Origin of the sequence: Mesorhizobium sp. M0618, from assembly GCF_040320765.1 — a bacterium.
In the GTDB taxonomy this organism is placed as follows: domain Bacteria; phylum Pseudomonadota; class Alphaproteobacteria; order Rhizobiales; family Rhizobiaceae; genus Mesorhizobium.
On record NZ_JAMYQH010000012.1, the window covers coordinates 65,862 to 86,409 of the forward strand.

The window sequence follows — 20,548 nt, forward strand, 5'->3', positions numbered from 1 at the left end:
CGATGTCCAGCACCCGCCCGTCGCCGATCGCGCCGACCGTCGATTTCGACCGCGACGGCATCCAGCACGGTTTCCTGCGCTTGCCCTACAGCCGCGACGATTCCGCGTGGGGCTCGGTGATGATCCCGATCTGCGTCATCCGCAACGGCAACGGGCCGGCAGCGCTGCTGACCGGGGGCAACCATGGCGATGAGTATGAGGGACCGCTGGCCCTTTACGATCTCGCCAGGACGCTTGATCCGAAACATGTCAGCGGCACGGTCATCATCGTGCCGGCGATGAACTATCCGGCCTTCCGCGCCGGCACGCGGACGTCGCCGATCGACAAGGGCAATATGAACCGCAGCTTTCCCGGCCGGCCGGACGGAACCGTGACCGAAAAGATCGCCGACTATTTCCAGCGTGAGCTGCTCCCCCGCGCCGACATCGTGTTCGACTTCCATTCGGGCGGCAAGACGCTGGACTTCGTGCCGTTCTGCGCCGCGCATACTTTGCCCGACAAGGCGCTGGAGCAGAAAGCTTTCGACGCGGTCGCGGCCTTCGCCGCCCCGTTCTCGATGCGCATGATCGAAATCGACGCCGTCGGCATGTATGACACGGCAGCCGAGGAGATGGGCAAGGTCTTCGTCAGCACCGAGCTTGGCGGCGGCGGCACGTCGCGCGCGCAAACCGTGCGGATCGCGCGGCACGGCATTCTCAACGTGCTGCGCCACGCCGGCATTGTCGCCGGTGCGGTGGAGAAGACCTCAACCCAGTGGTTGGATATGCCATCGGGCGATTGTTTCTCCTTCGCCGAAGATGACGGCATGATCGAAACCATGGTCGATCTCGGTGAACCCGTCGAAAAGGGCGCGTTGCTGGCGCGCATCCATTCCACCGGCCGCACCGGCATCGCCCCGCAGGAGATCCAGGCAAAAATGTCGGGCATGCTGGCGGCGCGGCATTTCCCCGGGCTGGTCAAGGCCGGCGACTGCGCGGCGGTGGTGGCTGTGCACGTCTGAGCGGTTCCGCCGAGGCTTGCTCCACCCGGCTCGGGTCCTTCGTCACTTGCTCTGCGTCCGTCGCGGCCCTTCGTCACTTGCTCTGCGTCCGTCGCGGCCCTCCGGCGCGGCGGAAAGAAGCAGGATAGCGAGCGGAGTCGACATTGCAGGACGATGTCACTATATAGCGGCGGCTTCGACCCGCGCGCCCGAGGGCCGCACCTCGAAGCAACTGTGAATGTGTAGTGTGTTGCGCCATCTATTGTGACGGAAATCGGCTCGGAAACCGGAAAAAAGCAAATAGAAACAGTCGCGCAGCGCTGGGTGTGACCCAGCCAACGGTACCGACCCCTCCAGAATCAGAAAATGCTCTTGACCCCTCGATTTCCTATGGCTCTGTGGACCTTGGACGGCATTGGCTTGCCGGCTGGTCGCGACTCGGCTGGAATGGGGACATGCATCCTTTGCGGGATGTCGACGTTTATGATTACCAACCGGCTTTGCCGCCAGGGAACAGCAGTATGAGTGAACACGCCATCGAATTCTTGCGGGGATGGATCGGCGAAAAGGTCCATTGCCAGTCCTCCCAGGCAAGGATCGACAAGCAGGCCGAAACCCTGGCCAAGGAGTGCGCTGCCGAGGCGGCCGAGGTCGGCATCCCGCTGGAGGACATCCAGGAAGAAGTCGGCGATATCCAGGAACTTATCGCATCCCGGCTTGAGGAAGCGGCCGAGGCCGAGGAAAGCCAGCAGGCTCCGAGAAAAGCCGCGGAATGATCACCTAGAGAAGTTCACCGTTTCACGGAAACAGTGAACTTCTCTAACTCTTTGTTTTTACGCAATCCCGGACGGAAAACCGTTTCACATTTTTCCTGGAATTGCTCTAGCGGCGTCGTTGTTTCAGCGCGGGCTTCTGGCCCACGTTTTGTCTTCAGCCAAACTTCTCCTTCAGCCACGCCTTCGGCAGCGCCGGCACGAAATTTCCGTCGCGTCCGGTCATATCGTCATTGGCAACCAGCGCATTGAGGATTGCTTCCTCCACGATCTGGATCACCGCATCGAAAAACGGATCGATATCGGTGTCCGGAATAAAATCGGCGCTGGCGGTGCGGCCGGAGGGCGCCAGCGCCGCGCTCGCATTGGCGGTTGAGAAGGCGATAAAAATGTCGCCTGAGCTGTGATAGCCGAAGCCGCCGGTCATGGCGACGCCGAGCGGCACCCGGCGGGCCAGCCGCTTCATCTGATGCGGCAGGAACGGTGCGTCGGTGGCGACGACGGCAATGATCGAGCCCTTTTCAGCACGCGGTGTGCCTTCGCGGACCGCCGGTTCGAGAAGCTCCGGCCCGGCGCGCAGGCCGCGAATGGTGATATTGCGCCGTTTTCCAAAATTAGACTGCACGAAGGCGCCGACGGTGTAGGCACGGTCGTGCCATTCGACGATGCGCGATGCCGTGCCGGAGCCGGCCTTGAAGCCGAAGGTGATCATGCCGGTACCGCCGCCGACGCTGCCTTCCTCGATCGGTCCGCCGGCGGCACTGTCGAGGGCCTGCGCAACATGCTCCGACGTCAAATGGTGGCCGTTGATGTCGTTGAGGAAGCCGTCATAGGTCTCCGCCGCCACCGGCAGCCCCCAGCCGCTGTCGAGCGCCGCCGGCAGCACGCTTTGCATCCAGCGCAGCGTGCCGTCGCGTGAAACACCGCAGGAATGCGTGTTGGTGATGGTGATCGGGAAGTTGAAAGCGCCGGTTTCCTCGACGATGTGCGAGCCGGTCAGTTCGCCGTTTCCGTTCTGGCTGAAGATGCCGGCGAAGACCGGGGTGGCGAGATCCGCCAGCGGTCTGGGCAGGATCGCGGTCACGCCGGTGCGCACCGGTCCCTCGCCGACGACAAGCGCGCCATCGCCCGAAATCAGCGTCGCATAACCGACCGCGACGCCGGGCACATCGGTGATCGCGTTAAACGGTCCGGGCCGCCCGTCGAAGCCGATGCCGAAATTTCGCGCGCGCGGTTTGCCTGAGGGCGTTGTCAGATGATGCGGATTGTTGGTCATGGTGTCAGAACAGGGATCCCTGATTGCCGGGCTCTTTGGCCTTGGCCGCCGGCTTGGCTACGGCTTTCGGTTTTGCCGTGCCGGTGATCGCCACCGCATCGGCGACGCCGTCGGCGAACTCGAGCGAAAGCGCCATTCCCGACGCCACATCGGCAGCCTGCTTGATCACCGCGCCATCCGCATCCCTCACCAGCGCAAAGCCGCGCGCCAGGACGGCCTTGTGCGACAGTGTTGCCATCAGCCTGTCGGCCTGGACGACACGGCCGCGCAAACGCTCCAGCCTGAGCACCACTGCTTGCGTGCCGCGTCTTGTCAAAGCTGTCAGCAAATCCCTCTGCACGCGTTGCCGCCGTGCCGTCGGCTCGATCGTGATGCGGCGTTGCAGCATGGCCAGTTGCTGCTTGTGCCGCTGCAGCGATGCCCTGGCACATTTTGGCAATTGATCCGCCGCTCGGTTAAGCTCCGCACGCCGGGCTCTTGCCAACGTGCGCAATGCCCCTTGTGCTCGCAAAAGATTGCGTTCGTTGGTGCGCCGCGCCTCGGCAATGCGCTGCGACAGCATTGCCGGTGTCAGCTTTACGGCAAAAAACCTTGCACGCTTGCGTTCGGTGGAGACCAACAGGCCCCGGCCGAGCCTGGATGTCGCCTCATCGAGGCGTCGGCGCGGCAGCGCCAGCAATTGATCGGGCGAGGGCAGAGCCCGGGCGGCGGCACGGGCAGCCTGCCGTTTGCGCTCGAAATTGCGCAGGACCGCCGCTTTCAGCCGTGCACCGAGGCTGGCAAGCGTTGCTTCGAGATCGGCCTTCACCGGCACGGCGATTTCGGCTGCACCCGTTGGTGTCGGCGCCCGCACATCGGCAACGAGATCGATCAGCGTCCAGTCGGTCTCGTGGCCGACAGCCGAGATCACCGGAATGCCGGAAGCAGCAACCGCGCGGGCGAGCGCCTCGTCGTTGAAGCCCCAGAGGTCTTCGAGGCTGCCGCCGCCACGCGCCACGATCAACAGATCGGGACGCTGGACGGCGCCATCCCATGCCAGCGCGTTGAAGCCGTTGACCGCAGCAGTCACTTCCGTGCCTGACGTCTCGCCCTGAACACGCACCGGCCAGACCAGGATGTGCAGCGGAAAGCGGTCCTTGATGCGGTGGATGATGTCGCGGATGACGGACCCTGTCGGCGAGGTGACGACGCCGATGATGCGCGGCATGAATGGCAGCAACCGCTTGCGGCCGGTGTCGAACAGACCCTCGGCCTGTAGCCGCCGCTTGCGCTCCTCCAGCAGCGCCATCAGCGCGCCGGCGCCGGCAGGCTCCAGATTGTCGATGACGATCTGGTAGTTGGACTTGCCGGGATAGGTGGTGAGCTTACCGGTGGCGATCACCTCCATGCCCTCTTCGGGACGGAATTTCAGCCGGCTCATCGTGCCTTTCCACACCACGGCGTCGAGCCGGGCGCGGTCGTCCTTCAGCGCGAAATAGGCATGACCTGAGGAATGCGGCCCGCGATAGCCTGATATTTCGCCACGCACCCGCACATTGCCGAAAACGTCCTCGACCGTGCGCTTCAGCGCGCCGGAAATCTCGCTCACCGTATATTCGGCGGCGTTGGTGCGTGATTCGGATGCTGCTTCGCTCATCGGCCAATTGGGGAACGGTTGGGCGCCGGCGTCAAGGCGGTTGCGTCGGGCCAGCCGTTCATCACCCGCATACCTGACCCTGCCTACCAGCCGGGCAGAATCTGGTTCGGCTTGGTCCGCCGCAGCTTGGTGAAGGCCAGTGCTGCGAAATCGAATGTCCCGGGGTCTTCGCCGACCGGGACGGAGATATTGTCCAGGCTTTCCGAAATATGGCGGGCGAGCGCATCGACGATCTCCGGCCGCGACGTCTGGCCGCGCATGATACCGATGCGGCAGTCGGGCAGGGCGCCGAAGCCGTCGGCTTCGCTCAGCACCCGCATGCCGGGCCGCAGCGCGCATTCCGGCAGCACCGAGATCGCCAGCCCGGAAAGCACCGCGGCGGTGATGACGGTGGCCGAGAAACTGGTGAACAGGATGCGATAGTCGCGGTTCTGCTGGTCGAGCACATCGACGGCGGCGCGCCGCCAGATGCAGTTCGGCCGGCCAAAGGCCATCGGCAGCGTTTCCTGCTCATGCGTCGCATGGTTGGCCGAGGTGACCCACAGCAGCGGTTCGCGCCGCACCACCTCCGACTGGCCGCGTACGTCGTTGTGAGTCACCAGCGCGAGGTCGAGATTGCCGCGCTTGATATGCTCGACCAGCCCCGGCGTCGGCTCGCAGATGACGGTCAGTTCGACGCGCGGATTGGAGCGCGTGAACCGCGCCATGATCTCGGGCAGGAAACGATCGGCATAGTCGTCGGGCGTGCCGATGCGGATCGTGCCTTCGAGCCGCCGGTCATCGAAGGCAGCCAGCGTCTCACGGTTGAGATAGAGCAGCCGCCGCGCATAGGAGAGCAGCTTGTCGCCTTCCTCGGTCAATCTGTTGGTGCGCCCGTCCTTTTCGAACAGCGGCTTGCCGAGCCGCTCCTCCAGCCGGCGCATCTGCATCGAAACCGCCGACTGGGTCCGGTGCACCTCTTCGGCCGCCCTGGTGAAGCTGCCGGTATCGGCGATCGAGATGAAGGTCTGCAATTGATCGAGATCGAGCGGCGATTTCATCGACATGATCCATCACTGGTGTTGATGGTAAAGATTAGAAACATTCGTTGGATTAATCAATCACTCGATGGCAAATTGGTATTGTCCACATGAAGGCATGTGAATCGAAGCCGGAACGGCCGCTGTCGCCAGCGCCGATAGCAAGGCTTTGCCCGTTCGAGTCTGAAGGAGACCGACAATGACCACGTTCGATTTCGCCACCGAGACCTCGCGCATCACCTCGCGTCCGGCCGTTGCGACTCGCGTGGCCAACACCGTCTCCAACATCTATCGCGCCTGGAAAAACCGCCGCGCCTTTTATCGCCTTGGCGAGATGTCGGACGCCGAACTCGCCGATATCGGCCTGACGCGCGCCGACCTGCACGTCGCCATCGACGTGCCGTTTGGCCGCGACCCGACGGCGATGCTGCGCGAAATCGCCAGCGATCGCGTCGAAACAATCGAGGACATCGCCCGCAAGGTGGCCTGATCTGATGCTTGTTGTTTGGGTTGCCGCGAACCTTCTCGGGGCTCGACGCGACTGACGAGTATGCAGGCTCCCACTCCCTGCCGGATCCCCCCGGCCCGCCTGCACTCTGCCCGGTCCTCCCAGGACCGGGCTTTTCTCTTTCTACCTCAGCGAAGACCGCTACCGCCGATCCATATCCCGCTTGAACTGGTCGAAGATCGTCTCCACGCCCTTCTGGTAGTCGTCACGCTGCTGGGCGCCGGTCTCGAACATCTTGCCGAACAGGTCGTCGAACGGGTTTTTCGGCCGGCCGCTCGGATTGACCTGTGGCTGCGGTGCCTGACGCTGCTGTGGGGGCGCTTGAGGCTGTTGCGGCGCCGGCTGTCCGCCAGGGATGCCGCCTAAGCCTCCGCCACCTTGCCACAGCATCTCCTCGAAGATTTTCCCCAGCGGATTGTCTCCGTAGGGGCTTTGTGTCTGCTGCGGCTGCGCCCGCCCTTGCGGCTGCGGCTGAGGCGCGCCACCGCCGAACATGTCCTGCAGCACCTTGCCGAGCGGATTGTCGCCGTAGGGATTGGGCTGCGGCTGCGGCTGGCTTTGCGGCTGTGGCTGAGGCGCACCGCCGCCGAACATGTCCTGCAATACCTTGCCGAGCGGGTTGTCAATCGGGTTCTGGGGTGGCGGCGCCTGGCGCGGCTGCGGCGCCGGGGCCTGCATGCCGCCGCCTTGCCGCATCATCTGCTCGATGATCTCGCCGAGCGGATTGTTGCCGCCGCCAAAACCGCCGGCGGCCTGCATCTGATTTGTCGTCTGCTTGAACAGCCCGCCCATGACCATCGAGGCGATCGCCGGCAGCATCTGCTGCAGGATCTGCTGATTGACGCCGCTGGCTTGCGCCGCCTGGCTGGCCACGGCGCGAGACAGGTCTTTCGAGCCGAACAGGTGCCCGAGAATGCCGTTGCCCTCATCGACGCCTTGCGGCGAGAAGGCCCGGGTTGCGTCCTCGAAATACTTGGCGTGCTGGCCGCTGGCCATCGCCGTCATGAAGGCGCCGAGCCCGTAAGGGTCGGCGGTGTTGCGCTGCAGCCCTTGCGAAAAGGCGGGCAGCAATGCGGCGACCGCGGCTTGCGTCTGCTGCATCGAAAGCCCGTATTGCTGGGCAAGGGCCTGCATGCCGTTGCCGTTCTGGGCCTGCGTCAGCATGTCGAACAAGGAAGGCATTGGTCTCTCCTCCGGAAATCCTCGCCGAAGAAGCCTAGTTTGTTTCCACTTCCGATTGAAGCGACTTTTGCCGGCCGGTCAGCTTTCCCAGATCCGAGGGTTAATAGGCGTATTCCATGAAAACCGGCTCGATCGAGCCGCCCCAGCGTGTGTGATAGGCCGACAGCATCTCCTCGGCGCTGGTGGTGCCGCGCGCCACGACTTCGTCCAACGTGTTGAGGAAGGAGGTCTCGTCGTAGCCGTCGCGGTTCTTCTTGCCACGGTTCTTCAGCCCCATGCGGGAAATGACCATCACGTCACGCGCGATCTCGCGCAGCGTGGTGTTGCGGAACGGTGCGGAAATGCCTTGTTCCGGCACGGCGTTGCGCATCGCCAGCGTTTCTTCATACGTCCAGCTCGAGGTCAGCGCCTCGGCGGCATCGAGTGCGGCCTCATCATAAAGCAATCCGACCCAGAAGGCCGGCAGCGCGCAGATGCGCCGCCATGGCCCGCCATCGGCGCCGCGCATCTCGAGGAAGCGCTTCAGCCGCACGTCCGGGAACAGCGTTGACAGATGGTTCGCCCAGTCGCCCATTGTCGGCAGCCCGTCCGGCACTTCATTGCGCGCGGCCCCGGCCATGAACTGGCGGAAGGTGATGTGGGTCATGTCGTGATAGCGGTCGTCGCGGATGACGAAATACATCGGCACGTCGAGCGCCCATTCGACATAGTCGGCAAAGCCGAAATCGGGCGAGAAGCAGAATTCGAGCAGGCCCGAGCGCTGGTTGTCGGTATCGCGCCAGATGTCGCCGCGCCAGCTCTGCAGACCGTTCGGGTGGCTTTCGGTGAAAGGCGAATTGGCGAACAATGCCGTCGACAGCGGCTGCAGCTTCAACGACACCTGCATCTTGCGGCGCATGTCCGCCTCGCTCTCGAAGTCGAGATTCACCTGGATCGTGCAGGTGCGGTACATCATGTCGAGGCCCTTGGTGCCCACCTTGGGCATGTAGCGCGTCATGATCTCGTAGCGCGATTTCGGCATTTTCGGCGTCTCGGCCAGCGACCATTTCGGGCTGCCGCCGAGGCCGAGGAAGCGGATGCCCATCGGCTCGGCGATCTCGCGCACCTGCGCCAGATGGGCGTTGCCCTCCCGGCAGGTCTGGTGGATCGTCTCCAGCGGTGCGCCGGAAAGTTCGAACTGGCCGCCGGGTTCCAGCGAAATCGCACCCTGACCGGTCGGTTCGACCAGGCCGATGATGCGGCCGTCATCGACGATCGGATCCCATCCGAGCTTTGACTGCATGCCTTCGAGAATGGCGCGGATGCCGCGCTCGCCACCATAGGGGACCGGTGCATTGCCGTCGACATAGAACGGGAATTTCTCGTGCTCGGTGCCGATGCGCCATTTGTCGCGCGGCTTGTTGCCTTCGGCCAGATGCTCGACGAGTTCGTCGATGCCTTCGATGGGCCGGAAATCGGTTGTGTCGCGCGCCATGATCAAGCCCTCAGAGGCGGTTGGAGAACCGCCGGCGCTAAATGGACGAAATGTCAGTAGCCGATCAAGCGAAAAATCCTGAGCCACAGGTCAACAGGAATTGAACCTTACCGCGCTCACCGTCCCTTGCAAGAGCTCACCGTCCCTTGCAAGAGATGACGTTTCACCAGTCTCCGACTGTCGCCTGCATCACCGCGAGCGCGGCCACCGCCGCCGTGTCGGCGCGCAGGATACGCGGGCCGAGCGGAATGGCGGTGACGAAGGGCAGGGCGCGCAGCATCTTGCGCTCGTCGTCGGAAAAGCCACCCTCCGGCCCGACCAGCAGCCCAAGCTTCTTTTCCTTGACCGCCTGCAGCGCGGCCAGCGGATTGTTGGTCGAAGCATCCTCATCGCAGAAGATCAGCCGTCGCCCTGTGTCCCAGCCGATCAGCAGGCGGTCGAATTTTTCGGCTTCGTGCACCTGAGGTACCGCCAAGATGCCGCATTGTTCGGCGGCTTCGACGACATTGGCGCGCAGGCGATCGATCGACGGCTTGGCCACTTGCGTGTGCTGGGTGATGACCGGCTGCAGGACGCCGGCGCCCATCTCGACCGCCTTCTGCACGAGATAGTCGAGCCGGCCCTGCTTCAGTGGCGCAAAGCAGTAGACGAGATCGGGCAGCGGCGGCTGCGGTCGCTGCAGCGCCGACACCTTCAGTCGAACCGACCTTTTCGTCTTCGCCGCGATGGCCGCCGACCACTCGCCGCCGCGGCCATTGAACACCAGGATTTCGGCGCCTTCGCCAAGCCGCAGCACATGCAGGAGATAGTGGCTCTGCTGTTGGCCGGCGTCGAACTCTACATCCGGCGCGAGATCGTCGGGCACGAACAGACGTTGCATCTTGTAATTGGCGCGCATCGCCGAGGAATGAGCGAGCCGGCTGCCGGCGTCAAGCCTCGGCGGTCGGATGCCACACCGGCCGAAAGCCATACCCCAGCACGGCGAGCGTTGTGGCCGGTGTCAGCAGCGAGAGTGTCTTGCCGTTGAGCAGGCCGAAATCGCCGGGATGCCCATACCCGGCAAACGACCAGCGCAGCGTTTTGCCCCGACGCAAAGCATAAACCGTGGCGCCATCCGCGACCATGGCGCCGTCCGGCAGGCCGGCAAGGTCTTCAACCGCAACCACTGGCGGCCTGCCGCCCGAGGCCAGCCGCTCCTTGTGCAGCCGCCTGTCGACCATCGGCGCACGCGGTTCGGCAATGCCGAAGGCGTCGCCGAAGCGGCCGACGAAATCCCTGGCCCGTTCGCGGCGGCAAAAGAAGCAGGGGCGATGCCCGCCAGCCAATGCAGTCACCTCGTCGAGGAAGAACAGCTCGGTCCAGCCCGCTTTCCCGCCCTTCCGGTTGCGGCCCATCGGTTCGCGCCGCACATCGCGGAATTGGCGGACGCAGATGATCCAGGCCGGAAGCGCCCAGCGCTTCTTCTTGAGCGTCTTCGTCTCGGGATCGTGGATGATGCCGCGATTGCCGGTGAACAGGCCGCGATCAGGCACGGCGTGGATGGTACCGAACGGATCGACCCGGTTCTGCAGTGGCATAGTTTTCTCTCCGGACACGCATCTTGGCTGCAATGCGAGCGGCATGATATCGCTCGTCGCATCTTTTTCATGTCAGTAGGGTTTTGTGATGCGGGTGCTGGTGGTCCAGAACTACGACAATACCGGCCTTGGCCAGGTCGGCGCAGCACTTGCGGAAGCGGGTGCCGATCTCGACCTGCGTCTCCCTTACAGGGGCGATCCCCTGCCGGATGACGCGGCCGGGCATGATGCCATGGTGGTGCTCGGCGGGGGCCAGAATGCGCTGGCCGACGATGAGTACCCCTATTTCCCGGCACTGCTCGAACTGACCCGCGACTTTGCCGACAAGGATCGCGCCGTGCTCGGCATCTGCCTCGGCAGCCAGCTCGTCGCCCGTGCCTTCGGCGGCGAAAACCGCATCGGCGGCGCCAATGAGTTCGGTTGGCGCGGCGTATCGCTGACGGCGGACGCCAAGGCCGATCCGGTGCTGGGCGCGCTGCCGGAGAAATTCCCGATCTTCCAGTGGCATGACGACACCTTCGTGCTGCCCGAGGCCGCCGTGCGGCTCGCCGGCAACGATGTCGCCGAGAACCAGGCGTTTCGCGTCGGACGCGCCGTCTACGGTTTCCAGTTCCATTTCGAGGCCGACCGGCCGATGGTCAAGGACTGGAGCACGTCCTTTGCCCCGACCATCGCCGCGCGCCATCCCGACTGGGCCGGCAAGCTCGATGGCGAAATGGCCCGCAACGGACCCGATGCGGATGCCGCTGGCCTCGCCATTGCCCGTGCCTGGGTAGCGACTATCTGAGCGTTGGTCTCTCCGTACCCTCCAGCGTGACATAATTGGCACGCGGCGGTGAAACCGCCTGGGGAAAACCGTTTCATTCTTGGCTTGTGTCCGCCCGCCATCCTAGAAGGCGCGCGCTCTGCATCTTCTGTGCAACGGCTATGAACCTTTTGTGTGACCCGCGCGACACACCGTTGATACAGAACATGCCTAGAAGCGCAAAATCGTCGAAACTTTGAAGCGAATTCTCCGTTTCAACGCATTGGTAACCGCCTGGTGCACAGATGCAGAAAGCTCAACAAGAGATGACCTCCGTGAAAGCAGCGCTTCTGTCCTTTGCCATGTTGTCCGCCATCGTGCTGTGCGGTCTCGGCATCTATGCCGCCGACGCAGCCAACAACCACAACGCCGTAGACGGTTACGGCGTCACCGCCTCGCTGCGCTAAAGGCGGGAAGCGCCTTTCGCGTCCTCCGACGCGCGACGCTCAAGCTTCCTTGATCGTCATTGTCAGGATGCGTTTATCCGCGCCGTCGACGACGAGCGCGCTCAGCATGCCTGATTGCCAGGCAAGCGTGTCGACATTGACGCGGTTGGCCATCACTTCCGCCTCCGGCACCGGGGTGTGGCCGTGCACCACGATCTTCGGATAGAGGTCGGTGTGGTTGTGGAAGACGTCGCGGATCCAGATCAGGTCCTGTGGGTTTTGCTTCTCCAGAGGATTACCCGGCCTGATGCCGGCATGACAGAAGAAGAAGTCCCCGAAAATCGCGGAGAACGGCAGCGATCGCAGGAAGTCGATGTGGCTTTGCGGCACGGCCTCGACCAGGGCCTGATGTCCTTTGCGCACGGCCGATTCGGCTTTGCCGAACCACACGCTTGTGCCTTCACTGATCGCCACGCCGTAGGACTGTGCCGTCTGGATGCCGCCGAACCGGATGAAAAGCCCTTCCGGGTCAGGGGTCTTGAGAAAGTCGAGAAAACCGATGTCGTGGTTGCCGGCCAGCATCAGGTGACGAGGGTCGCGCTCTTGCGCTTCGATCAGGAAATCGATGACGCCCTTCGAGTCCGGCCCGCGGTCGACATAGTCGCCAAGATGGATGACGCGCCAGTCGGCAGGCGCCTGCTGCTCGATCTCGGCCCTGATGCGCCGATGCATGGCGGCCAGCAGGTCGAGCCGGCCGTGGACGTCGCCGATCGCATAGAGACGCACACCTTCCGGCCCATGCGCGTCGAGAAAATGGATGCCGGGTTCTACCAATTTTTCGGTGTCTCCGTGGTCAGGCGGTCACGGGACCTGGCGCCGGAGCTGGTCCTTGCCCATGTCGGTGACAAGACGCTTTCCGCACAGCGCCAGCGTGATGTCCATCTCCTTGCGGATGATTTCCAACGCTTTGGTAACCCCTTCCTTGCCAAGCGCACCCAGGCCGTAAAGAAATGGCCGGCCGATATAGGTTCCCTTGGCACCGAGGCAAAGCGCCTTCAGCACATCCTGGCCGGAGCGGATGCCGCCATCCATATGCACTTCGATCGTGTCGCCGACCGCGTCGGCAATCTCTTCCAGCACACCGATCGACGACGACGCACCATCGAGCTGGCGCCCGCCATGGTTGGAAACGATGATCGCGTCGGCGCCGGTCTTGGCCGCCATCAGCGCGTCCTCCTTGTCGAGAATGCCCTTGAGAATCAGCTTGCCGCCCCAGCGCTCCTTGATCCAGGCGACGTCCTTCCACGACAGATGCGGGTCGAACTGCTCCGTCGTCCACGATGCCAGCGAGGCCATGTTGCCGACGCCCTTGGCGTGGCCGACAATGTTGCGGAAGGTTCGCCGCTTCGTGCCGGCCATGGCGGCGCACCAGTGCGGGCGGATGGCCATGTCGACGATGTTCGTCAGCGTCAGCTTGGGTGGCGCCGAAAGCCCGTTGCGGATGTCCTTGTGGCGCTGACCGAGAATCTGCAGGTCGAGCGTCAGCACGAGCGCCGAGCATTTCGCCGCCTTTGCCCTGTCGATCAGGTTGAGCACGAAATCCTTGTCACGCAGCACATAGAGCTGAAACCAGAACGGCTTCGTGGTTACCGAGGCGACATCCTCGATCGAGCAGATGCTCATCGTCGACAAGGTAAACGGCACGCCGAATTCCTCCGCCGCCTGAGCCGCCAGCATCTCGCCATTGGCGTGCTGCATGCCGGTCATGCCGGTTGGCGCCAATGCCACCGGCATCGACACTTTTTCGCCGATCATCGTCGACGCCAGCGAACGGTTGTCCATGTCGACGAGCACGCGCTGGCGGAATTTGATCTTCTGGAAATCCTCTTCGTTGGCCCGATACGTGCCTTCGGTCCACGAACCGGAATCGGCATAGTCGAAGAACATCTTCGGCACGCGCCGGCGGGCGAGGTCCTTGAGGTCGGCGATGGTCAGGATCTGGCTCATGGGCTTCCCGTCTCGATAGCTAGGAGCGTTTGCGTGCTGGTTCTGTATCGGTGGCGTCGACGCGCTGTTTCAACCTCAGTCGCGAGACGCGCTGCCAGTCGCCGCTGCGCTCGGCCTCCGCCATCGACCGTTCGACATAGGTGATGTGGTCCATCGCCGCTTGCCGGGCAGCATCCGGGTCGCCGGCCTTCACCGCCGCATGGATCGCGCGGTGCTGCGCGAGCAGGGCGTCGCGCGCGCCGGGCACGCTGAACACCAGCAGCCGGTTCTGGAACACGCCCTCCGACAACAGCCGGTAACAGGAGCGCAGCGTGTGCAAAAGGATGATGTTGTGCGCGCATTCGCAGATCGCGTGGTGGAACTCGACATCGATCTCGGCTTCGTCGTCGAAGTCGCCGGTCCGGTGCGCATCGTCCATGCGTGCCATGATCTTGTCGAGCAGCGCCATGTCGTCCGCAGTGGCGCGCCGTGCCGCGTATTCAGCCGCGACCCCTTCGATCTCGCGGCGGTATTCCAGATAATCGGTCACTGCCTTGCGGTGCATCGAGATCAGGTCCGTCACCGGTTTGGTGAAGAGCTGGCCGATGACATCGGCGACATGCGTGCCGCCGCCGGGCCTTGTCGTCAAAAGGCCGCGTCCTTCCAGTGACTTCAGCGCATCACGCAGGATCGGCCGGGATACGTCGAACTGGCGTGCAAGCTCGCGCTCGCCCGGCAGCCGGTCGCCGGTGCGCAGCACGCCTTCGAGGATGAGGCTCTCGATCTGCTGCACCACCTCGTCGGCGGTGCGCGAATGCTCGATCCTGGAAAAAATGTCGCTCAACAGAATGCCTGGAAGGTGAACCGGTGTCGCAGAATAGAGCCTGCCTCGCCAACTGGTCAAATTATTTATCCAATTGACAAAAGCGTGCCGATTTTCCGCCCGATGCCATCATCTTCGGCTAACTTTGCTGTTTGCGTCATAAGGCCATTGGCACTAGAGGGACGCACGTGCAAGAGGGTTCAAGGAACCCAGGGAACAAGCCGTGTCAGACGACCCGTCCGATCTCGAATTCCAGCCGCGCGCCAAGGGCAGCGTCATGGGCTTTCCTGCGCATGAGGGGCGGCCCGGCGCACTTGGCGAGGTTCATGCCCGGCCGCATCCGCTGATCGAAAAGCCACGCGTCCTGATACAACTCGCCTTCATGACGGAGGGTGGCTCCGGCGTCGACCATGCGGTGCTTTCCGAACTGTCGCGGCGCCTCGGCATCGCCGCGCCCGACCGCCAGGCCCGCCACCATGCCATGAAATGGGGCAAGGGCTCGCTGCGCTGGGAGCGGCACACCGAGTTCTCGACCTATTTGTGGGAAGGGCCGCTTTCCGAAAGCGGCAGGACGCAGGAGGACTCACCCTTCGGCAACGGGTTTTCGTCGCCGGGAACCTGCATCTCCGGCATCAGGCTCGAAATCCGCAAATGGACGCAAGCGAGCGAGCAACTGATAGCCGGTTTCGACCCGACCAGCCTGTGCTACTCGCTGGTCGAGCGCGGAAACGCCGCCATCGTCACCGATTTTCGCCAGGATGGCGATGGCCTGACGCGCATGCTGCTGCTCGATCGCGGTTTGACCCCGGCGCGCACCGGCGCGTTGTCGCAGCGGCTTATCGACATCGAAACCTATCGGACGCTGGCCATGCTCGGCCTGCCGCTGGCGTTGACCTTGTCCGGCCGCGCCCGCCGCATCGAAGACCGGCTGGCGCAGACCACGCTGGAGATGAAGGTCGCCGGGACACGCGACAGCCAGACCTTGCTGGCCGATCTGACCGAACTTGCGGCGGAGCTGGAGGCGGACGCGGCATCGAGCCTTTATCGTTTCGGCGCCAGCCGCGCCTATGACGGCATCGTCGGCGAACGGCTGGAGGCGCTCGAGGAAGAGGCTGTGCCCGGTTATGACACATGGCGCGGGTTCCTGCAGCGCCGTGTGGCACCCGCAATGCGCACCTGCCGCTCGGTCGAGGAGCGGCAGGAAAATCTGTCGCGAAAACTGACCCGCGCCACGACGCTGCTGCGCACCTGGGTCGATGTCGAGGTCGAGAAGCAGAACCGCGACCTGCTTGCCTCGATGAACAACCGCGCCCGCCTGCAACTGCGCCTGCAGCAGACCGTCGAGGGGCTCTCGGTCGCCGCCGTCTCCTATTATGTGGTCGGCCTTGTCGGCTATGTCGCCAAGGGCGCCTCGATCTTCGGCCACGCCTTCGCGCCGGAGATCGTTACCGCGGCTTCGGTGCCTGTCGCCATCCTGCTGGTCTGGTGGGGCGTACGCCGTGTGCGCCGGATGCATTCCGAGCCCGGCAAGCCGCCCGGCGAATAGATCTGCTCACCCTCCCCTTGTGGGGAGGGTCGGCTCATGATCGCAGCGAAGCGAAGATCGTGAGACGGGGTGGTGGTCCTCGTAGAGCGCCGCGCGGACCCCCACCCCGCTCGCTTCGTTCGCGACCCTCCCCACAAGGGGAGGGTGAGAGACCGGCAGATTGCCGCCGAGGAAGCTTGCCTCAGCCTTGAAGCGGATTCCCCGCCGCCACAGGATTTGCACCCAACGCGCTTCACTGGTAAAAGATTTTGACCAGTCAAGCGAAATGAGGCTGCTGATGTCCGGCTTGGCCATGCCGAAACCAGACGACGCCACGATGCGCCGGCGCGACGAGATCGTCGCCGACATGCGCATCATCATGCCGGGTGAGGGCGTCGTCGACGCCGCCAATTCCATGCGCGCCTTCGAGAGCGACGGCCTGACCGCCTATCGGCAGCTGCCGCTGGTTGTCGTGCTGCCGCAAACGGTGGCGCAGGTTTCGCGCGTGCTGAAATACTGCAACGACCGCAACATCCGCGTCGTGCCGCGCGGCTCCGGCACCTCGCTGTCGGGCGGCGCGCTGCCGCTCGAGGACGCGGTGCTTTTGGTCATGAGCCGCTTCAACCGCATCCTCGGGATCGATTTCCCCAATCGCGTCGTCGTTGCCCAGCCGGGCGTCACCAATCTCGGCATCACCACCGCCGTCGAGCAGGAGGGCTTTTACTACGCCCCCGATCCATCCTCCCAGATTGCCTGCTCGATCGGCGGCAATGTCGCGGAGAATTCCGGTGGCGTGCACTGCCTGAAATACGGCCTTACCGCCAACAATGTGCTCGGCATCGAGATGGTGCTGATGAATGGCGAGGTGGTGCGGCTGGGGGGCAGTCACCTTGATGCGGAAGGCTACGACCTGCTCGGCGTCATGACCGGCTCCGAAGGGCTGCTCGGCGTCGTCACCGAGGTTACCGTACGCATCCTGAAGAAGCCGGAGACGGCACGTGCACTGCTGATCGGCTTCCCGACCAGCGAGCAGGGCGGTCAGTGCGTTGCCGACATCATCGGCGCCGGCATCATCCCGGGCGGCATGGAGATGATGGACCGGCCGGCGATCCATGCGGCGGAAGATTTCGTTCATGCCGGCTATCCCCTCGATGTCGAGGCGCTGCTGATCGTCGAGCTCGACGGCCCCGGCGTCGAGGTCGATCATCTGATCGGGCTGGTCGAGGCGATCGCCTACAAGAACGGCTCGACCACCTGCCGCATTTCGCAGTCGGAACAGGAACGGCTGAGCTTCTGGGCCGGCCGCAAGGCGGCGTTTCCGGCCGTTGGCCGCATCTCGCCCGACTACTACTGCATGGACGGCACCATCCCGCGCAAGGAGCTGCCGCGCGTGCTCGCCGGCATGCGCGAGCTGTCGGAAAAATACGGTCTCGGCGTCGCCAATGTCTTTCATGCCGGCGACGGCAATCTGCATCCGCTGATCCTCTACGATGCCAACGTACCGGGCGAACTCGACAAGGCCGAAAGCTTCGGCGCCGACATATTGCGGCTCTGCGTCAAGGTCGGCGGCGTCTTGACCGGCGAACACGGTGTGGGCGTGGAAAAACGCGACTTGATGCCGGAAATGTTCACCCAGATCGATCTCGACCAGCAGATGCGGGTCAAATGTGCCTTCGATCCCAACCATCTGCTCAACCCGGGAAAAGTGTTCCCGCAGCTGCGGCGATGCGCCGAGCTTGGGCGGATGCACATTTCCGGCGGCAAACTGCCGTTCCCAGACATTCCGAGGTTTTGAGGGATATGTCGGCGCTTGAACACCCCCCTCTGTCCTGCCGGACATCTCCCCCGCTAGGGGGGAGATTGGATGTCGTTTTGGCTTTCGCCAATCACCAAGGTTTGAAAGGCGCGGTCGTGCGAGCTGCCAATCTCCCCCCTTGCGGGGGAGATGTCCGGCAGGACAGAGGGGGGTGTGAAGAAACGCGGCCGATGTGGCCTTCCCCGCTTCGCTGGGCGAGGAACAGGGGTCGCCCATGACCACCTTCACCCCGACCACCTCATCCGAAGTCCCCTCCACCGTCGCCTGGGCAGCGGCGGAAGGCTCGCCGCTGGAAATCCTCGGCCACGGCTCCAAGCGTGGCATCGGCCGGCCGCTGCAAACCGAACACACGCTCGACCTGTCGAGGCTCACCGGCGTCACGCTCTATGAACCGGCTGAACTGGTGCTGTCGGCAAAAGCCGGCACACCGCTGGCCGAGATCGAAAAGCTGCTGGCGGAAAACGGCCAGCAGCTTGCCTTCGAGCCGATGGACTACGGCCCACTGCTCGGCGGCGAAGCTGGCAAAGGCACAATCGGCGGCGTGCTCGCCGCGAACCTCTCCGGTCCGCGCCGGCTGAAGGCGGGCGCGGCGCGCGATCATATCCTGGGCATCAATGTGGTGTCCGGGCGCGGCGAGGCCTTCAAGTCGGGCGGTCGCGTGGTCAAGAACGTCACCGGCTATGACATGTCCAAGCTGATGGCCAACAGCTGGGGCACGCTGGCCGCCTTCACCGACGTCACCTTCAAGGTGCTGCCGGCAGCCGAGACCGAAGTCACGCTCGCCATCCGTGGCTTGCTCGACGATGCCGCTGCCGCCGCCATGGCCCTGGCGCTTGGCTCGAGTGCTGAAGTGTCGAGTGCCGCCCATCTGCCGGAGCGGATCGCCGCGCGCGTCGCCGGCGGCAGTCTCGGCAGCGAGGCCGCCACGCTGCTGCGTGTCGAGGGTTTCGGCCCGTCGGTTGCCTACCGTATTGCCGCGCTGAAAACGCTGCTCGGCAAGGCCGGGCCGCTGCAGGAGATTGCCGGTGAAACCTCACGGCTGATCTGGCGCGATGTGCGCGATTGCAGGCCCTTCGCCGACAACGGCGAGAAACCGGTCTGGCGTGTCTCGATGACGCCGGGACAGTGCCACCAGATGGTCCTGACACTGCGCATGCAGGCCGCCGTCAGCGCCTTCTATGACTGGCAGGGCGGGCTGGTGTGGCTGCGCATGGAACAAGGCGACCCGGAAGCCGCCCTGCTGCGCGGGCTGTTGAGGAAACATGGCGGCGGCCATGCGACGCTGGTGCGTGCCGCACCTTCGCATCGCGCCGCTCTGCCGGTGTTCGAGCCGCAGCCGCCGGCGCTTGCCGCACTAGCGGTGCGCCTGAAACAGGAATTCGACCCGAAGAATATCCTCAATCCCGGCCGAATGGCCTAGGACATCAGCGATGCAGACCAATTTTTCGCTTGCCCAGCTTGCCGATCCGCATGTCGCGGAATCGGAAAAGATCCTGCGCAAATGCGTGCATTGCGGCTTCTGCACCGCCACCTGCCCGACCTATGTGACGCTTGGCAACGAGCTCGATTCACCGCGCGGGCGCATCTACCTGATCAAGGACATGCTGGAAAACGGCCGTCCGGCCGACAAGGAGATCGTCACCCATATCGATCGCTGCCTGTCCTGCCTTGCCTGCATGACCACCTGCCCGTCGGGCGTCAACTACATGCATCTGGTCGACCATGCCCGCGCCCATATCCAGGAGACCTACAAGCGGCCGCTGCTCGACCGCCTGACCCGCGCCATGCTGGCCTTCGTGCTGCCCTATCCCCAGCGTTTTCGCGCCGCGCTCAAGCTGGCGAAGCTGGGCAAGCCGTTTATGGGCTTGTTCGACAAGGTTCCGGCGCTGAAGCCGCTGAGTGCGATGCTCAAGCTCGCGCCGGCCTCGATCCCGACAGCATCGTCGATAGCTTCACCTGGCATCCATGCCGGGCAGGGGAGCAAAAGAGGCCGCGTCGCCATCCTCACCGGCTGCGCGCAATCGGTGCTCGATCCCGCCATCAACGACACCACGATTTCGCTGCTGACGCGGCTCGGTGTCGAGGTCGTGGTGCCACCGGGCGAGGGCTGCTGCGGGGCGCTGGTTCATCATATGGGGCGCGAGCAGGCCGCGCTTGCCTCTGCGAGGCAGAATGTCGATGCCTGGACGCGCGCCATCGAACAAGGCGGGCTCGATGCCATCGTCATCACTGCCTCCGGCTGCGGCACGACGATCAAGGACTACGGCTTCATGCTGCGGCTCGACCCGGCCTATGCCGACAAGGCGGCGCGCGTTTCGGCGCTGGCCAAGGACATTACCGAATATCTCTCGACCTTCGACCTGCCTGAACCGGCGCGCAAGCCGGGCACGGTCGTCGCCTATCACTCGGCCTGTTCGATGCAGCACGGCCAGAAGATCACCCGCCAGCCGAAGGAACTGCTCGCCAAGGCCGGCTTCATCGTGCGCGAGCCGCGCGAAGGGCATTTGTGCTGCGGTTCGGCCGGCACCTACAACATCCTGCAGTCCGAAATCTCGGCCAAACTGCGCGACCGCAAGGTGACAAACATCGAGGCGACGGGGGCTTCGATCGTCGCCACCGGCAACATCGGCTGCATCACCCAGATCGCTTCCGCCGCCAAGCTGCCGGTGGTGCACACGATAAAACTGCTCGACTGGGCCTATGGCGGACCGATGCCGGAAGGGGTCCCCGAGGAAAGGCTGGTTGCGGCTGAGTAGCGTGGCGTTGCCGCTGTCAGAGTTAA

The 20,548-nt window shown here is 64.0% G+C and carries 19 protein-coding genes; 9 read left to right on the forward strand and 10 right to left on the reverse strand.

The genetic code is table 11. The features are described from left to right. Positions 1-2 precede the first annotated feature (2 nt). Positions 3-1,001: a N(2)-acetyl-L-2,4-diaminobutanoate deacetylase DoeB gene (doeB, locus tag NKJ04_RS14920; RefSeq protein WP_352676001.1), complete on the forward strand. Its 999-nt coding sequence runs from the start codon at positions 3-5 to the stop codon at positions 999-1,001. A 500-nt stretch (positions 1,002-1,501) separates the two neighbouring features. Next, positions 1,502-1,756: a DUF768 domain-containing protein gene (locus NKJ04_RS14925; RefSeq protein ID WP_013530335.1), complete on the forward strand. Its 255-nt coding sequence runs from the start codon at positions 1,502-1,504 to the stop codon at positions 1,754-1,756. 154 nt (positions 1,757-1,910) lie between these two features. Here NKJ04_RS14925 and NKJ04_RS14930 read toward each other — a convergent pair whose 3' ends face one another. From NKJ04_RS14930 to NKJ04_RS14940, 3 genes are all read right to left on the reverse strand, one after another. Continuing rightward, positions 1,911-3,029: a DmpA family aminopeptidase gene (locus NKJ04_RS14930; RefSeq protein ID WP_352676004.1), complete on the reverse strand. Its 1,119-nt coding sequence runs from the start codon at positions 3,027-3,029 to the stop codon at positions 1,911-1,913. A gap of 4 nt (positions 3,030-3,033) precedes the next feature. Further along, positions 3,034-4,665 carry an exodeoxyribonuclease VII large subunit gene (xseA, locus tag NKJ04_RS14935; protein ID WP_352676006.1) on the reverse strand — a complete coding sequence of 544 codons (1,632 nt, stop codon included), beginning with the start codon at positions 4,663-4,665 and terminating at the stop codon, positions 3,034-3,036. Positions 4,666-4,748: 83 nt separating this feature from the next. After that, positions 4,749-5,705, reverse strand: a complete 957-nt coding sequence (locus NKJ04_RS14940) for a LysR substrate-binding domain-containing protein (protein ID WP_027035580.1) — start codon at positions 5,703-5,705, stop codon at positions 4,749-4,751. 178 nt (positions 5,706-5,883) lie between these two features. Here NKJ04_RS14940 and NKJ04_RS14945 point away from each other — a divergent pair, with 178 nt between their 5' ends. Then, complete coding sequence (locus tag NKJ04_RS14945; protein WP_127254768.1) at positions 5,884-6,174, forward strand: DUF1127 domain-containing protein; 291 nt, start codon at positions 5,884-5,886, stop codon at positions 6,172-6,174. Positions 6,175-6,333: 159 nt separating this feature from the next. Here the strand turns inward: NKJ04_RS14945 and NKJ04_RS14950 are convergent, their stop codons facing one another. From NKJ04_RS14950 to NKJ04_RS14965, 4 genes are all read right to left on the reverse strand, one after another. Further along, positions 6,334-7,374, reverse strand: coding sequence for a DUF937 domain-containing protein (locus tag NKJ04_RS14950; protein WP_352676010.1), 1,041 nt, complete (start codon positions 7,372-7,374; stop codon positions 6,334-6,336). A gap of 100 nt (positions 7,375-7,474) precedes the next feature. Next, entirely contained in the window at positions 7,475-8,848 is a 1,374-nt protein-coding gene (locus NKJ04_RS14955; RefSeq protein WP_127292773.1) for a glutamate--cysteine ligase, read from the reverse strand. 163 nt (positions 8,849-9,011) lie between these two features. Further along, entirely contained in the window at positions 9,012-9,746 is a 735-nt protein-coding gene (locus tag NKJ04_RS14960; protein ID WP_023809034.1) for a 16S rRNA (uracil(1498)-N(3))-methyltransferase, read from the reverse strand. Between the two features lie 31 nt (positions 9,747-9,777). Continuing rightward, the gene (locus tag NKJ04_RS14965) at positions 9,778-10,425 is read right to left on the reverse strand and encodes a hypothetical protein (RefSeq protein WP_352676013.1); all 648 of its coding nucleotides are present in this window, start codon (positions 10,423-10,425) and stop codon (positions 9,778-9,780) included. 88 nt (positions 10,426-10,513) lie between these two features. Here NKJ04_RS14965 and NKJ04_RS14970 point away from each other — a divergent pair, with 88 nt between their 5' ends. Together NKJ04_RS14970 and NKJ04_RS14975 are read left to right on the forward strand one after the other, a co-directional pair. After that, entirely contained in the window at positions 10,514-11,212 is a 699-nt protein-coding gene (locus tag NKJ04_RS14970; RefSeq protein WP_127292765.1) for a type 1 glutamine amidotransferase, read from the forward strand. A gap of 293 nt (positions 11,213-11,505) precedes the next feature. After that, the gene (locus NKJ04_RS14975; RefSeq protein ID WP_013893872.1) at positions 11,506-11,637 is read left to right on the forward strand and encodes a hypothetical protein; all 132 of its coding nucleotides are present in this window, start codon (positions 11,506-11,508) and stop codon (positions 11,635-11,637) included. Between the two features lie 39 nt (positions 11,638-11,676). On the opposite strand, the gene NKJ04_RS14980 is transcribed toward NKJ04_RS14975, so the two are convergent. The 3 genes from NKJ04_RS14980 to NKJ04_RS14990 are packed head-to-tail and all read right to left on the reverse strand — an operon-like array spanning position 11,677 to position 14,446. Then, the gene (locus NKJ04_RS14980) at positions 11,677-12,450 is read right to left on the reverse strand and encodes a metallophosphoesterase family protein (RefSeq protein ID WP_352676015.1); all 774 of its coding nucleotides are present in this window, start codon (positions 12,448-12,450) and stop codon (positions 11,677-11,679) included. Between the two features lie 27 nt (positions 12,451-12,477). Next, a complete protein-coding gene (locus NKJ04_RS14985; protein ID WP_127292760.1) occupies positions 12,478-13,623 on the reverse strand; it encodes an alpha-hydroxy acid oxidase in 1,146 nt (381 codons plus the stop codon). Between the two features lie 19 nt (positions 13,624-13,642). Further along, positions 13,643-14,446, reverse strand: a complete 804-nt coding sequence (locus NKJ04_RS14990; protein ID WP_352553602.1) for an FCD domain-containing protein — start codon at positions 14,444-14,446, stop codon at positions 13,643-13,645. Positions 14,447-14,648: 202 nt separating this feature from the next. On the opposite strand from NKJ04_RS14990, the gene NKJ04_RS14995 reads away from it, so the two are divergent. The 4 genes from NKJ04_RS14995 (at position 14,649) to glcF (ending at position 20,522) form a co-directional block, all read left to right on the forward strand. Next, positions 14,649-15,971, forward strand: coding sequence for a DUF3422 family protein (locus NKJ04_RS14995; protein WP_352676017.1), 1,323 nt, complete (start codon positions 14,649-14,651; stop codon positions 15,969-15,971). Positions 15,972-16,248: 277 nt separating this feature from the next. Then, positions 16,249-17,745 (forward strand): FAD-linked oxidase C-terminal domain-containing protein, encoded by a 1,497-nt coding sequence (locus NKJ04_RS15000; protein ID WP_352676019.1) that lies wholly within the window; start codon positions 16,249-16,251, stop codon positions 17,743-17,745. A gap of 235 nt (positions 17,746-17,980) precedes the next feature. Beyond that, positions 17,981-19,186: an FAD-binding protein gene (locus NKJ04_RS15005; protein WP_023809026.1), complete on the forward strand. Its 1,206-nt coding sequence runs from the start codon at positions 17,981-17,983 to the stop codon at positions 19,184-19,186. A 10-nt stretch (positions 19,187-19,196) separates the two neighbouring features. Continuing rightward, the gene (glcF, locus tag NKJ04_RS15010) at positions 19,197-20,522 is read left to right on the forward strand and encodes a glycolate oxidase subunit GlcF (protein ID WP_023809025.1); all 1,326 of its coding nucleotides are present in this window, start codon (positions 19,197-19,199) and stop codon (positions 20,520-20,522) included. Positions 20,523-20,548 lie beyond the last annotated feature (26 nt).